Raw genomic sequence first — 14,333 nt, 5'->3', positions numbered from 1 at the left:
ATTTTGTAGTTACCCTAAAAAATCAAAATCTTCAATCCTATTAATATTAAAACAACTCCACCAAGGACTTCTGCTTTTTGTTCATACTTTTCACCACCTTTACTACCTATATAAACGCCTAAAATACTAAATAGAAAAGTGATGATTCCTATAAGTGAGATACTTACAAATGGATTTACAGAAAAAAGATGTAAAGTAAAGCCTGCAGCCATAGCATCGATACTTGTGGCGACTGCTAATGTTAATAATATTTTATTCGATATCATTTGTATCTCATCTTCTACATTTTCTTCAAATGCTTCATAGATCATCTTGAGTCCAATAATAAGAAGTAAAACAAAAGAGATAAGAGTGTCGTAGCCATTTATATACTCTTTTAGTCCAACACCACCAAGATAACCTATGAGTGGCATAAGAGCTTGAAAAATGCCAAAATATATCCCTGCTTTTATTGCTAATATTTTTATATCTTTTTTTGCTTTTACGCCAAGTCCAATTGAAACTGCAAAAGCATCCATGCTAAGAGCTATTGCTAGTATGATTACTTCAAGCATTTTGCTTCTTTATTGGTATAAATAGGATGCCAACTGTAAACAGCGTATTCATTTTAGATGCTCTTTTCATTTCAAACTACCTCTTGTTTATATTTTGTCAAAGGGTATTTTATCTTATCATACTTATAAATTCAACCTTATATCTATGTTATTGTCTTTTTAACTCCTGTACTAAGAATTTTTTAACAACTTCTATATCTTTTGTTCCATCAACTTTACTTATTTTTTGTACTTTTAATCCAATTAAATCCAAAGCTTTTGCCATATTTTCTCCTACAGCTTGTGCTAAAATCACATCACACCCCATTAAATTTTGAATATCTTGTCGATGATGTTCTACTTCCTCTTTTGATAATTCATGGCTATGATTACCTTCACCTTCATGGTTATGTGAATGATTATTTACAAGAGTATCAATTAATGTGTCATTTTCATATATATTAAAAAAAGGTGCTTTGCCTGTTCTTTGAAATATCGTTATTTTGTCTGTATCTACGGGTACTACTATTTTCATTTTTCATCCTTTTTTTCAATGTTATTTTCTAAATGTTCTATATTCATTCGTACAAATTTATAAGAAATATATATAGTTATTGGCCATAATGAATACCATAAAAAGCCATTTAAATAATTTATCTCTTCCATCCTTTCTCCTTAATAATGGTGTGAATCTGATTTAACTTCATCAGATGTGATTTTTTCGTTATCCATTGATTTCCACACATAATATATATATGATAATACAATAGGAATTCCTAGAGAAACATAACTCATAACTTCAAGTGTGTATAAACTTCCTGAACTGTTTTCAATAGTTAATGAACTATTTATATCTGATAACGATGGATATATTGCAGTATTGTTAAATCCTAACAAACATAATATTGTAGTAATTGCAACTACAACACCAATACCGAAAAACCAGATACCTTTATCAGAATTTTTTATAATAGTTATATATAGTGCATAAAAAATGAATACTACTCCACTAAGTAATGAAAATATAAATAAGGGTGTTTCTAAAATATTATTAAAAAATTTATTTTCTCTAATTATAAACATCTCATTCGAGTACTCAATACCGCTTAAAGTTAATAAATATCCAAATGTAAATATAAAAAATAGTAAAAAGAAACTTCCATCAATTTTTACTTGTGTTTTTGCTCTTCTCACAATATTTTTATGTTCAATATTATTTATAAAATATAAACTAGCTTGTGTTCTAGATACAAAAAACATAGTAAATCCTAAACAAATATTAAATGGATTTAACACAGCTTCTAATCCATATGTAGGTAATTTCCAAGAGGATAGATTCATTTCACTTTTGATGAAATTTCCACCAGTAAAAAAAGTCGCTAACGCAATACCTATAAGAATGATTCCTAGTGAGCCATTAATAAATAAAAAGAACTCATATGTTTTTTGTCCTAAAAAGTTGTTTGGTTTTAGTCTATATTCATAAGAAACTGCTTGAATTATAAAACAAAATAATATTGCCATCCAAACAAAATATGCTCCTCCAAAACTAACTGCATAAAGCAATGGAAATGCTGCAAATAAAACACCTCCAAACATAACTAATGTTGTAAAAGTAAGTTCCCATTTTCTACCAAGAGAAGCAATAATAATATTTTTTTCATCTTCATCTTTTGCTAAAGTATTTAATAATGTTTGTCCACCCTGAACAAAAGTCATAAATACAAATAATCCACCTAAAATGGCTACAATAAACCACCAGTATTGTTGATATGTCAATAAATCAAACATTAGTGTTCCTCTATCCCTTTGTTTACTTGTGTAAACATAATTTTTATTTCTGCTATTAAAAGACCAGTAAATATAATTGCAAATAACCAAAAAGTTGTTTGAACTGCACTCGTTGCTATTTGAGATGTTGCCATACCTACAGGTAGCATATCTTGTATAGCCCATGGTTGACGACCGACTTCTGCTACTATCCAACCTAGCTCACCAGCTAAGTAACCTAATGGGATAGACCAAAGTGCTGAATATAAAAGTATCCTTTTCTTTTCTATTTTTCCAATCATTGAAAAATAAAGAATCAAAAAGAATAAAACAAGAAACCAACTACCCAAACCAACCATTAGATGAAAACTGTAAAAAACTATAGATACATTAGGAACAATATCTTTTTCATCTTTTAGATACCCATATCCGAAGTATTTTTCATGAGCCCTAAAAATAGTTAAGTGTGCTGATGCTTTTACATCATCTTTTAATTTTTTAGCTTCTTTATAAGACTTTAGAGCTTCAATTGCTATTTTCCCTTTTGTTATTTTTTCTTTTGCCGATATAATTTTATGTTCATCATTGTCTCCATAAACAAGTTCATTGATTCCTGGAACATACGCATTCATATCATGAAAACCTAAAATTGAAAGTGCATAAGGCACTTCGATACTCCAAATAAATTCATCTGTATCATCACCTATTTTCTTATCTTCATTTAGCTGTCCAATTGCAACTATACTAGCTCGCTTATGACCATCATATAAACCTTCCATTGCGGCTAATTTCATAGGCTGATGTTGTGCAACTTGATGTGCTGATTCATCTCCTGATAGTATTAAAAACATTGAAGTAATTAGTCCAAAGGTTGCACCAACAACCATACTTTTTTTGGCTTTTACTACATCTTTGTTTTTTAATAAATAATAAGCACTAATACCTACAACAAATAATGCACCCATCACATAACCACTACCTATAGTGTGTAAAAACTTTGAATAAGCAGTTGGGTTAAACACTACATCCCAAAAACTTTCCATCTCAAATCGTGCAGAATCGACATTAAATTTCATACCTACAGGATGTTGCATCCAACCATTTGCAACAAGTATCCACAATGCAGATAAATTAGAACCAATTGCAACTAACCATGTAGATGTTAAGTGCATCTGTTTACTTACTTTATCCCATCCAAAAAACATAATTGCAAAAAATGTTGACTCCATAAAAAATGCCATAAGTCCTTCAATAGCAAGCGGAGCTCCAAATATATCTCCCACTATCCATGAGTAGTTTGACCAATTGGTACCAAATTCAAATTCCATAATGATACCAGTTGCTAAACCAATGGCAAAATTAATAGCAAATAGAGTCATCCAAAATTTGGTAATCTCTTTCCATATAATATTTCCAGTTTTAACATAAATCGTTTCCATAATTGCAATAATAAATGATAAACCTAATGTAAGTGGTACAAAAAGCCAATGATATAATGCTGTTAATGCAAATTGTGCCCTTGACCAATCAACTAAAAGTGTGTCTTCCATATTTTATAATCCTTTAGTTAAATTTTCTAATACATGAGATGATCTTTGTTCATCTGTATCAAAATTGGTTTTTAAAAAGTTTGGGAAAAAGAAGATTTTCATAATAAGTATAAATACTATAAATTTAAATGCAATGATTTTCCATAACAGTTTTCCTGTTTTCATATTTTTAAAACCATCTATATAAAGACTAAAAATATTTCTAAAAATGCTATATTTCAATGAATTTCCTTAATTATTATATTTTGAAATTATAATTAAGATAACTTAATGTAATATTATTTATAAAGTTTAGTTATTTTTATATTTACAAACATCTAAAACTTTGGTTTAGAATCTTCTGGTAAATATTTAATTTAATCTAATTTAAACTTTATTATTATACTATAGGGGGTATACTATATAAAGGAATGAAAAATGGAAATATTAATTAAAATATTTGAAAATATAATGATTTTATCAGATGCAATGAGTTTTTATATTTTAGTTGGTCTTATAATTGCTGGAGTTCTAAAACAACTCATTCCTGATAATTTTATCAGTTCTCAATTAGGAAAAAATAAAATCTCATCTGTTATCAAGTCTACAATACTTGGTATACCTATGCCAGTGTGCTCTTGTAGTGTAATACCACTAGCTAAAACATTAGAGAAAGAAGGTGCTAGTAAAGGTTCTGTTCAAAGTTTTTTAATTGCAACACCAATTACAGGAGTTGATTCTATTATGGCAACTTATAGTTTTTTTGGTTGGATATTTACGATTTATAGAGTTATTACAGCTATTGTTATTGCTATTATTACGGGAATTGTTCAAAACTTTATAGAAAATAAAGATATTAAAAAAGACCAGCACATAAACTTTTCTGTTAGTGAGCCAATCCATCCTACAAAAAATACAAACACAGAAACTAAATGTGATAACTCGTGTTGTGGTACAAAAAAAGTAAACAAAAAATTTAGTGTAAAAGAGAGTTTTAACTATGCTTTTAATGTACTTTTTAAAGACATTTATATAGGACTATTTATAGGGCTTATTATTGGGGGAGTATTTACTACACTTTTACCAAAAGAACTTTTAGAACCACTATTTGAATATCAATTTTTAACATATATTGCTGTTTTAATTATAAGCTTACCTTTATATGTTTGTGCAACAGCATCTTTGCCAATAGCAGCAGCCTTTTTATTGAGTGGTATGAGTAGTGGAGGCGTTTTTGTTTTTTTGAGTGCTGGACCAGCTACAAATGCAATTACAATGGGCGTAGTGGCTTCAATGTTTGGTAAAAAATCGCTTTTGATATATTTGGGAGTTATTTCAATTCTGAGTATCTTTTTTGGTTATATTTTTGATAACTTTTTTTCAAATTTAGAGGTATTTAATATTCATACTCATCCTGATGAATTTAGTTTTATTGATACTTTTAGTACGATATTAATGTTTACTTTAATGATATACAGTTTTATTAAATCGAAGTATAACAATCAACATTAACAATATAAACAAGAATTTTTCTTGTTTATCTTACTTTCCAAATACTTTTATAATTTCTAAAAGATTATCAACTTGTGCTTCACTTTCTGCATTATCTCCATTTTTAATTTTTTCTATCATATGACCTTTAGCATAATGCTCTATATATGAAGTAATCATACCATTAACTGCTCCTTTTATAGCAGTGAGCTGTCTAATGGTTTCATAAGGGTCAGTATCTAAATCTAGTTCTTCATCCGAAAATTTATTTTTCAATGAGTTTACTTGACCCGCAATTCTATTTATTCTATTTTGTAATTTTCTTTTTTCTACATCACAACAATAAGACATATTTTTCCTTTATTATACTATATAGGGGTATATTATATTAACTACTATTAATTATAACTGAAAAAATTCTATAAGTATTTTAAAATGGTTCAACAAAAAATAAGTAGATAAACTGTATTATTTACGACATTTTTAAGGACTGTTATGAAAAAAATAAAACAAAAAAATATCGATAAACATAATGAAAAAAAAGCTCAAGCTTCGGATAATATTATAGAAGAAGAAAAGATAGATTATATAAAATATATTGCATTTCAAGTTGTTCTTGGAACTATTTTACTGATTGCAATGATGGTTGTATTATATATGCTTCAGATGGATAGTAAACATATAATCACTATACTTATAGCGTATTTCCCTTATCTTTATATCAAAAAAGATGCACCCAAACAACTTCATATACTCTCATGGAGTGTCTATGCAGGTATTATTATATTTGCAATATTTTTTAGATAAAAGACTAATTCGTTTTTGAATTAGTCTAAAACTATGAAATAGCTCCAATCGCTTTGTCTAAAGTATATTTCATATCTTCATCTAATTCAGCCATATTTGACCTCATCCATTGTAAATACCCTGAATCTTTTTTAGCAATATTTAAAACCTCTTCACCTTTGTATTTCCCAAATCTAAACTTATTGATAAAAACAGGTGTTCTTGTAAGTTCAGCTAATTTTTCCATTGGATTATAGTCAGGATACTGAGCAGTACATTGTGTAACTAATTTTCGTAAAAATAACTTCATAATCAAAACATCACCTATAGCATCATGCGCTTTTATAGTAATATTGAGATCTTTGGCTTCTTGTGCTTCAGTTTTATAAAGCTCCAAAGCATATCTTATATACTGCAATCTATGATAAGGAAGTTCTGGATAAAGGTGTTTTGCACATCGTAAAGTATCAATAAGTGTGTATTGATTCACAAAACCCTCTTTTTCTAACATCCCTAAATCAAAATTAATATTATGTGCTATAAGATAGTTTTCACTATTATTTAACTCTTGTAATTGTTGATAAAAATTTGTACTCGTAAATACATCTTTACCATCTATGAGGTTTGGAGTAATATTGTGAACCTCCATAGCTTCTAGTTTAATAGGAAGAACCGTACTACAAAGTTCATCATAAACCTTAACATCTGTTCTACTACTGATTATCATACCACCAACTTGAATAATTCTATCTTCAGCCGAAGCACCTGTAGTTTCTGTATCAAAAAGTATATATTTTGCCATAGTGTGATTGTATCCTTAAAAAATATCTGGTATATCTACATTGATATCCATATCTGGCATATCCGTAGGAATTTGTGGTGGTCGATTATTATCATCTTCTGGTGGAGGAGTCATCCCTTCTGGTGGGTCGATTACCATACTTGAACTATCCATTGACTCAAATTCTGTTATTTCTGGCGGTTTACTATATGGGTCTTCTTTATCCACAAATTTAGTAAGCTCTTTATGAAAATCAAGTTTTACTGTCCCTATAGAACCATTTCTTTGTTTACCTATAATAATTTCAGCTTCCTCTATAGGTTTATCAATAAAGGCACTTTTATATGGAGGGTTATCTCCTCTATCTTGTGACTCTTTCTCTTTTCTTTGCTCATCTCGTTCTTTATAGATATCATCTCTATATACAAACATAATGATATCGGCATCTTGCTCTATTGCTCCTGACTCTCGAATATCACTTAACATTGGTCTTTTATCTGGTCTACTTTCTAATCCCCTATTAAGCTGAGATAGTGCAACAATAGGTACACCCATCTCTCTTGCTAGTAGTTTTAAACCCCTAGATATTTCATCTACAGTCAATCGTCTATCTGTACCACCTGTTCCTGACATAAGTTGTAAATAATCGACAATGACTATTTTGATATTGTTTTTTTCATTTTGTGCAATTTTTCTTACTCTTGCTCGAAGTTGATTGATATTTACACTTCCACCATCGTCTACAAAAAGTTTTTTATCTGCAAGGTCTACAAAAGCATCTTCTACAAGTTTGGCTTGAGAAGGATCAAGTTCACCTTTTCTTAAGTTTTGTAGAGGCACACCTGTTTTTGCACTGACTAGCCTAGTCATCAATTGTGTTTCTGGCATCTCTAGTGAGAAAAATATAACACCATCACCCTTTTCTAAGTTTTGTAGTGTTGTATTTAAAACTATCGATGTTTTTCCCATGGCAGGTCGAGCTGCAATAATCACTAAATCCCCAGGATTAAAACCTGTCGTTTTTTTATCTAAGCCATAAAAACCAGTAGTTTGACCTGTAAGATAACTCACACCACGCTCTTGCATTTTTTTGATATGTTCTCTAGTATTTGTAATAATCGTGTCCATATCTTTAAGTTCACTACTTGCACTATCCATTGTAATACTATACAAATCGTTTTGCACTTGGTCAACTGCTTCTAGTGCTGAGATATTATCTTCAAGGGTGAGTTTTTTAATATTTGTAGCAAGAGATGTAAGTTCTCTTTTTACTGCTCCATCTTTGATCTCTCGTACATACGCCATAGTATTTGAAATAGGATTGGCTGAGAGTATCTCTATGAGTATACTATCACTTACCTCTTTACTATCGAGTCTTTTTCTTATGAAATCTTCATCAATAGGCATATCATCATGATTGAGAGCTTCCATAACAGCAAACACTTTTTGATGTGCAGGAAGATAGAAATCACTAGGTTTAATCACCCCTAATATATCTTCAATAATCTCATGGTCAAATAGTATTGAGCTTAGAACTGCTCGTTCAATATTGAGTGAGTAAATGTTATCCATCGTTAGAAATATCCCTTGATTTTGTGTATATGTAGTATATACTTTTATTTAATTTTGTATTTTATCTAAATGGTACTAAAAAGGCTATTTGCTATTTAGTATTACATTTTGTGTATTGGAAATCGTTTTATGTTCTGTATAAATATTTTCTATTGTTTGTAATTCTGAATATATCTCAATATCATTATTTTTAGTATAAAACCTCATTATTGATAACAATATTACACCCAATATCACCAATGAAACTAAAACTTCCAATAATGTAAATCCTTTTTTCATAAAAATAAGCTTCATTATCCTATCACCTTACTATAATTTTTACTAGTATAGCTAACTTATTATTTTAGATAAAATAGAAAAATATTTATAAAAGTAATTTAGCAAAATAACGATACAATACTCGCCAAAAATAGACACAAAGAAGAGTAATTGATGATAATTTTAGAGACAAGTAACCTATACCTCAAAACAATAGAAAAAGATGATACTAAAGTTTTACATGAAAAAATATTTTCAAATGAAGAAACAATGAAGTATACTTTTTTAGAAAAAGCTTTGACACTAGAAGAGAGTAAAAAATTTATTTATAAAAATTTTTGTAAAAACAATGCACATATAGGGCTTGCACCACTTTTTGAAAAAAAGAGTGGTCTTTTAGTAGGTGTTGCAGGTATTTTAGAATGTGAAGAGTTAGGTAAAGATCATTATGAATTTGGGTTTATCATTGTTGAGGAGTTTCGAAGAAAAGGTTATGCAACAGAGATAGCCAAATCTCAAATGACATTTATAAAAAAAAGACTCAAACAAAATAGAGCTTTTGCACTTGTTCATAAAGAGAACACACCCTCTAATAACTTATTATTGAAACTAGGAATGAGTTTTGAAAAAGAACTTTCAACAGAAGATAGAGATATAAGAAAAGTTTATATAAAAAAAATATAAACCTCTCTTTCGAACTTATTTCTTTTTAAATACTTTTGCTATATCTTTAGCATATTGAAGCTCAGTTGTAATCCCTACACAAGAACAATTTATTTCACTCAATACATATTTATCGCTACCATCTTTATTGTAATCCAAAATATAATCCATCGTCCATAATAGAGGATAACTTTGTCCTTTTAAAAATGGTTTAATATCCTTAAGCCCTTGTTTTGTAAGTTTTACAACCTCTTTCCATTTTGCCTCTTCTGGTGATTCGTAGTTATATTGTGCACCTGAAAAAAGTGTTGCTGAAAATCCACCATCTTGTGGTTTTTTGTGTACAACAGAAACTGCTTTGTCGTTTACTAGTACAACTCTTACTTCACCCTCTGCAATTCTTTCTAAATATCTACACCCAACAAAACCAGTTTTTCCTTGGAAGTATGCTGCATTTTCATCATCTGGATCAAATTTTACTTCAAATTTTTCTAAAAACTCTTGAATATTATCATAATAAAATTTCTCATTATTAACAGCTTCAACTGTAAAAATAGAACCATCTTCTTTTTTTGATACAAGATAAACACCCTCACCTGTTGAACCATAGTTTGTTTTTAATACTCTTATATCATGTTTTGCTAAATCACTTGGAAATTTTCTCACAAAGTCAGTATATGTATGATAAAAATATGTTTCATCATCTCCTAGTTTTGTCCCTTTTAGTTTTGCTAAAATATCTTTAAAATCCAAGTTTATCATAACATCAGGATGAGTATGAATCTCCACTCCACTATTACTCAAGGCTTTTAAAAACTGAAAATATTCATCAACACCTTTTAAATTTCCAGGGTTTATTCTACTTATTACAGAGTGTGCATTTTCTTTCAAATAATCCAAAAGTTCATATTTTTTATTTGGTCTATAAAATACTATTTCTGTTTTAAATCCTGCAATCTCTTCTATTGCATTTAATATCGGTTTTGAATCAGGTCTAAAACCATCAAATCCTTTATCACTTCCTTTTGCATATTCAATTATAAAAACTTTTTTTTCCATCTATTTTTCCTTTGTATTTATCTAAATTATAAAATAGCAATACCATAAGGTACTGTTTTCTTTTTTGATTCTTTTTTGATTTCCCCCAACATAAGATCTAAATTATTTTTATCCATACTAGGGTTTATCTCTATGATTGCAGAGGATACACCTAAAATATTAAATTTTCTTTCTATCCCAAATCTATCTTTTGCACTTATATAACCATTTTCTTGATCAACTTTTGAATATAGCTCCTTTACTTTTAATTTAAATTCTGTTTGGATCTCATGTATAGTTTTATAAACATATTCATATTTACTTTGAGTAAAACCAACAAAAAAATCATCTCCACCTATGTGAGCTAGAAAATTATTAGCTTGAGCGTATGATTTTAAAATTGTAGAAAAAAGGAGTATGACTCTATCTCCTTGTCGAAATCCATAATAATCGTTGAAAGGTTTAAAGTCATTAAAATCGAAGTAAACTATATAAAAAAAGCTTTTACTCTCAAAGTTGTTTAACAAATACTCTTCTATTTTTTTATTTCCAGGAAGTTTTGTAAGTGGATTTTTATCTTCTGCCATCTCTAAGTTTCTATTGTAGGAGATATCAAGTAGATCATTTACCGATAAAAATCCAAAGTATTTATTGTTTTTAGTAATATAAATTCCACTTGTATTATGTTTATTCATATTATAAATTTCTAAAATCTTATCCACACCCCATGTTATCTCAGCGGATACAACATTTTTGATAAACTTTTTAATTTTTGTATGATCATTATCGTTCTTCGCTAATGCAATTCCAAACTGAGAATAAGATATTTTTTTGATATCTTTTTCATAAATTACCCCACATAAGTTATTGATACGATCAACAATTGGGACGAATGAGTTTTCAGAATTTTCTTTAAAATATATAAACAAATCATGTAAACTTGTATTGATAAGAATTGGTTTAATAATTTCAATTTTTTGCTTATCGAGTAAATTTGTAGAAAAATATCTTTTATCATTTTTATATAAGTCAGATATCTCTTCATATTTTGATTTGATTTTTTCAAGTTCAATTTTAGGTTTTTGTATAAAATACCCTTGTAACAGATCAGCACCTAAATCTTTACAAGTATAGTATTCTTCTTTAGACTCAATACCCTCAGCTATAACTCTCATACCCATTATATGTGCCATATTTATAATAGAACTACAAAAAAGTCTTTTTTTAGCATCTGATTGAATATTTTGTATAAAAAATCGATCTATCTTTATAAAATTTGATTCTGCATAATAAAGAAGTTGTAACCCTGCAATCCCTGTACCAAAATCATCAATTGCTATATCATAACCCTCTTGTTTATATCTATTTACCATAGTTGTAATAGAACTTGGATCTTGGAGTGTTCCTCTTTCACTGAGTTCAAAACAGATTGATTTTTTATCAAGGTTAAGGTTTTCTAAAATAAGAGAAGTATTACCATGACTAAAATCAGGCATATAAAGTAATCTATGATCTAAGTTATAAAAAAGTTGAATGTTTTTTATATTTAAACGGGAAAATTTCTCTAATGCGATATATCGTAACTCAAGATCAAGTTGGTACAAAATACCATCATGAAAAGCATCATCAAAAAGATTGAAGATTGAATGAAAATTTCCCGCTTCATGAAAATTTCGTAATAGTGCTTCAACTGCAAAAAGATTTCCACTTTTTACATTTACTATTGGTTGGAAAGCGAAGTCTAACTTAGAAACTATTTTCTTCCATTTTTTATCTAACACATCATACCTTTGTAATTATATAAAAATATCTTATATAATTACAATTACATTATGATTACAAAAATGGAAGATTTTATCTATTAGAAATGATTAATATCCAATGATTAATTTTGCGATCATATTTTCATTTGATCGTTCTATTTTTAATTCTGTATGAACAGAACGCCTACCCTCTTCTAGTGCACCTTGAATCGTTTGCAATACATGCCAATATTTTTCATAAAAAGGAGTATCTATCTCTTTTATCTCTTCCCTTTTTATAATCTCTTTGATCAACTCTATACTTTGCATATAATATATTTTATTGATCGAGCGTTGGATTCTATAGTTTCTCATAATCTCAAGATTATTAACCCATGCATTTTTTTCTGATTCTTTTAAATTTGTACGCATTTTTATGTGTTCTATCTCTTCATCTATTTTTTGAGTATAAGATTTTTCTGCATCTTCGACATCTTGTTCTAAAGTTGTTGAATATGAATTTAATATTTGATGAATCTCATCATTAGAGAATCTTTTTGTTTTTGTATCATAACTATATGATTTATGTTCTTCATAGTTTTTATCGATTGCTTGCAATATCTGTATCGATATCATCAAATAAACATATTTGTCCTCTTTCCCATCTTTAAAATCAATTCCGTGTTGGGAAATCATTGGACGAGGTCCTGCATATTCTATTTTCATTAAAAAACTCCTTCTTCAAATATTATACTTAAATTTGATTAAAGATAAAATCTTTTTAATCTGTATTATTTAACTTATACTCTACATAAGGTGTAATGACATGATGATTAGGCATCACTCCTAAAAGATTTTCATTTCGTATAAACTGTTCTAACTCTTTTTGAGAATTAAGAATGAGTTCTTCATCTATTTCTGATTCAAGTTTTGCATATTGGTATAGTAAACTATCAAATATATACTGATACTCATAAGCAACATTTGACTTTTCAGATAAAAGAGATTTCACAAAAATCCAATTATTAAAAATAATATCCCACGCTTTTTTTAAATTCTCAGTCGGAGCTAATTCAGTTATGTTATTTTTCCATTGGTACACTGCAAAATATGCATTTTCGTTTGACCAAATCTCACTAATCCACCAATCTTGATATTTTGGGAAAAAATCTATTGGCGTTGACGCTTCCTCTGATTCATCATTGAATTCATCAATAATATTAAGCATAAATATATGGAAATGAAAGATAACAATAGGAATCAAATAATTTAAAAGTTCTAAACTTTTAATGTTTTCATCTGTAAAATTTTTTATTTGCAGAGTAAATTCTTCCTGTATTCTTTGCAAATCTGCTTCAGAATCAGGATGTAAAAGAAGATAATGTTCTATATTTTTCAAAGAAAATTCAAACAACTCTCTTTGCTCCAAAATAAACTCTTCGGGAAGTTCATCAATTATCATTGTCGCTTCTATTTTTTCATCATTTTCTTTATATTTTATTTTTTTTATTGATTCTCTATGATATTTATAATATTTTTTACGCTCAATTGCAGCTCTTAATCTTCTATGTTCATAAGAATCTAATTTTTCTATTTTTTGAAACTCTTTTAAGAGATTTCTATACTTTGCTAACATTGGGATATGTTTATCCAAGCTATTTTCGGCAGATGATTCTGCTAAAAGTGATAGTTTTTCTTCACCTGATTGGTGGCGTAAAAGTTGACCTTTTGATACAGCTATTCTTTTTTCAATATCTTTTATTAATTTTTCTAATGCTATTATTGATTTCATTACAGCTCCAATTTTTCGAGAATATTTTCAAACTTATCTTTTGTAACAGGTTTTAATATATACCCTTTAGAACCTTTACTAATAGCTTCCATAACAAGGCGTTGTTCTCCATGAGAAGTAACCATAACAACTTGTGCATTTTTATCTATACTTATAATCTCTTCAAGTGCTTCTATTCCATTTTTAATCCCTTCAACCTCTGGCATACTTATATCCATAAGTACCAAATCTGGAGAATGTTTTTTATATTCTACTATAGCTTCATAGCCATTTTCAGCTGTCGATATCACTGTATGCCCTAAATTCTCTATATGTTTTCTAATTGAAATTCGTATTATTTCAGCATCATCAACGATTAATATATTTGCCATATTTTCC

18 protein-coding genes are annotated in these 14,333 nt (G+C 28.6%); 3 read left to right on the top strand and 15 right to left on the bottom strand.

Annotation, left to right across the window (positions count from 1 at the left end; all coding sequences use genetic code 11):
* Nucleotides 1-14: 14 nt before the first annotated feature.
* The 6 genes from ACMCMH_RS09810 to ACMCMH_RS09785 all read right to left on the bottom strand — a co-directional run bounded on the left by ACMCMH_RS09810 (nt 15) and on the right by ACMCMH_RS09785 (nt 4,075).
* Nucleotides 15-554: a manganese efflux pump MntP family protein gene (locus tag ACMCMH_RS09810; RefSeq protein ID WP_412725066.1), complete on the bottom strand. Its 540-nt coding sequence runs from the start codon at nt 552-554 to the stop codon at nt 15-17.
* Between the two features lie 148 nt (nt 555-702).
* Entirely contained in the window at nt 703-1,068 is a 366-nt protein-coding gene (locus tag ACMCMH_RS09805; protein WP_412725064.1) for a NifB/NifX family molybdenum-iron cluster-binding protein, read from the bottom strand.
* Nucleotides 1,065-1,199: a hypothetical protein gene (locus ACMCMH_RS09800; RefSeq protein WP_412725062.1), complete on the bottom strand. Its 135-nt coding sequence runs from the start codon at nt 1,197-1,199 to the stop codon at nt 1,065-1,067. Before ACMCMH_RS09800 ends, ACMCMH_RS09805 begins: the two co-directional genes overlap by 4 nt.
* Nucleotides 1,200-1,208: 9 nt before the next feature.
* The gene (locus ACMCMH_RS09795) at nt 1,209-2,324 is read right to left on the bottom strand and encodes a cytochrome d ubiquinol oxidase subunit II (protein ID WP_412725060.1); all 1,116 of its coding nucleotides are present in this window, start codon (nt 2,322-2,324) and stop codon (nt 1,209-1,211) included.
* Nucleotides 2,324-3,853 (bottom strand): cytochrome ubiquinol oxidase subunit I, encoded by a 1,530-nt coding sequence (locus tag ACMCMH_RS09790; RefSeq protein ID WP_412725058.1) that lies wholly within the window; start codon nt 3,851-3,853, stop codon nt 2,324-2,326. The genes ACMCMH_RS09795 and ACMCMH_RS09790 overlap by 1 nt, the downstream gene beginning before the upstream one ends.
* A 3-nt stretch (nt 3,854-3,856) precedes the next feature.
* Nucleotides 3,857-4,075, bottom strand: coding sequence for a DUF4492 domain-containing protein (locus ACMCMH_RS09785; RefSeq protein WP_412725056.1), 219 nt, complete (start codon nt 4,073-4,075; stop codon nt 3,857-3,859).
* Nucleotides 4,076-4,270: 195 nt separating this feature from the next.
* Here ACMCMH_RS09785 and ACMCMH_RS09780 point away from each other — a divergent pair, with 195 nt between their 5' ends.
* On the top strand, nt 4,271-5,344 hold the full coding sequence (locus ACMCMH_RS09780) for an SO_0444 family Cu/Zn efflux transporter (RefSeq protein ID WP_412725054.1): 1,074 nt from the start codon (nt 4,271-4,273) through the stop codon (nt 5,342-5,344).
* Nucleotides 5,345-5,374: 30 nt separating this feature from the next.
* Here ACMCMH_RS09780 and ACMCMH_RS09775 read toward each other — a convergent pair whose 3' ends face one another.
* Entirely contained in the window at nt 5,375-5,674 is a 300-nt protein-coding gene (locus tag ACMCMH_RS09775) for a metal/formaldehyde-sensitive transcriptional repressor (protein WP_412725052.1), read from the bottom strand.
* A gap of 144 nt (nt 5,675-5,818) precedes the next feature.
* On the opposite strand from ACMCMH_RS09775, the gene ACMCMH_RS09770 reads away from it, so the two are divergent.
* Nucleotides 5,819-6,130, top strand: a complete 312-nt coding sequence (locus tag ACMCMH_RS09770; protein ID WP_412725050.1) for a hypothetical protein — start codon at nt 5,819-5,821, stop codon at nt 6,128-6,130.
* Nucleotides 6,131-6,161: 31 nt separating this feature from the next.
* On the opposite strand, the gene ACMCMH_RS09765 is transcribed toward ACMCMH_RS09770, so the two are convergent.
* The 3 genes from ACMCMH_RS09765 to ACMCMH_RS09755 form a co-directional block, all read right to left on the bottom strand.
* The gene (locus ACMCMH_RS09765; protein WP_412725048.1) at nt 6,162-6,911 is read right to left on the bottom strand and encodes an exonuclease domain-containing protein; all 750 of its coding nucleotides are present in this window, start codon (nt 6,909-6,911) and stop codon (nt 6,162-6,164) included.
* A gap of 15 nt (nt 6,912-6,926) precedes the next feature.
* Nucleotides 6,927-8,462 (bottom strand): replicative DNA helicase, encoded by a 1,536-nt coding sequence (locus tag ACMCMH_RS09760; RefSeq protein WP_412725046.1) that lies wholly within the window; start codon nt 8,460-8,462, stop codon nt 6,927-6,929.
* A gap of 84 nt (nt 8,463-8,546) precedes the next feature.
* Complete coding sequence (locus ACMCMH_RS09755; protein ID WP_412725044.1) at nt 8,547-8,756, bottom strand: prepilin-type N-terminal cleavage/methylation domain-containing protein; 210 nt, start codon at nt 8,754-8,756, stop codon at nt 8,547-8,549.
* 138 nt (nt 8,757-8,894) lie between these two features.
* On the opposite strand from ACMCMH_RS09755, the gene ACMCMH_RS09750 reads away from it, so the two are divergent.
* Nucleotides 8,895-9,404 carry a GNAT family N-acetyltransferase gene (locus tag ACMCMH_RS09750; RefSeq protein ID WP_412725042.1) on the top strand — a complete coding sequence of 170 codons (510 nt, stop codon included), beginning with the start codon at nt 8,895-8,897 and terminating at the stop codon, nt 9,402-9,404.
* A gap of 15 nt (nt 9,405-9,419) precedes the next feature.
* On the opposite strand, the gene ACMCMH_RS09745 is transcribed toward ACMCMH_RS09750, so the two are convergent.
* The 5 genes from ACMCMH_RS09745 to ACMCMH_RS09725 all read right to left on the bottom strand — a co-directional run bounded on the left by ACMCMH_RS09745 (nt 9,420) and on the right by ACMCMH_RS09725 (nt 14,326).
* The gene (locus ACMCMH_RS09745) at nt 9,420-10,442 is read right to left on the bottom strand and encodes a Cj0069 family protein (RefSeq protein ID WP_412725040.1); all 1,023 of its coding nucleotides are present in this window, start codon (nt 10,440-10,442) and stop codon (nt 9,420-9,422) included.
* A 26-nt stretch (nt 10,443-10,468) separates the two neighbouring features.
* A complete protein-coding gene (locus tag ACMCMH_RS09740) occupies nt 10,469-12,202 on the bottom strand; it encodes an EAL domain-containing protein (RefSeq protein WP_412725038.1) in 1,734 nt (577 codons plus the stop codon).
* 90 nt (nt 12,203-12,292) lie between these two features.
* Nucleotides 12,293-12,889, bottom strand: coding sequence for a hypothetical protein (locus ACMCMH_RS09735; RefSeq protein ID WP_412725036.1), 597 nt, complete (start codon nt 12,887-12,889; stop codon nt 12,293-12,295).
* 55 nt (nt 12,890-12,944) lie between these two features.
* Nucleotides 12,945-13,955 carry a hypothetical protein gene (locus ACMCMH_RS09730; protein ID WP_412725034.1) on the bottom strand — a complete coding sequence of 337 codons (1,011 nt, stop codon included), beginning with the start codon at nt 13,953-13,955 and terminating at the stop codon, nt 12,945-12,947.
* Nucleotides 13,955-14,326 (bottom strand): response regulator, encoded by a 372-nt coding sequence (locus tag ACMCMH_RS09725; protein ID WP_412725032.1) that lies wholly within the window; start codon nt 14,324-14,326, stop codon nt 13,955-13,957. Before ACMCMH_RS09725 ends, ACMCMH_RS09730 begins: the two co-directional genes overlap by 1 nt.
* Between the last annotated feature and the right edge of the window lie 7 nt (nt 14,327-14,333).

Source organism: Arcobacter sp. 15-2, assembly GCF_047159865.1.
Taxonomy (GTDB): Bacteria; Campylobacterota; Campylobacteria; order Campylobacterales; family Arcobacteraceae; genus JAIOSF01.
Note: the sequence above shows the minus strand (reverse complement) of the source record. Positions and strands in the feature narration are given on the sequence as shown.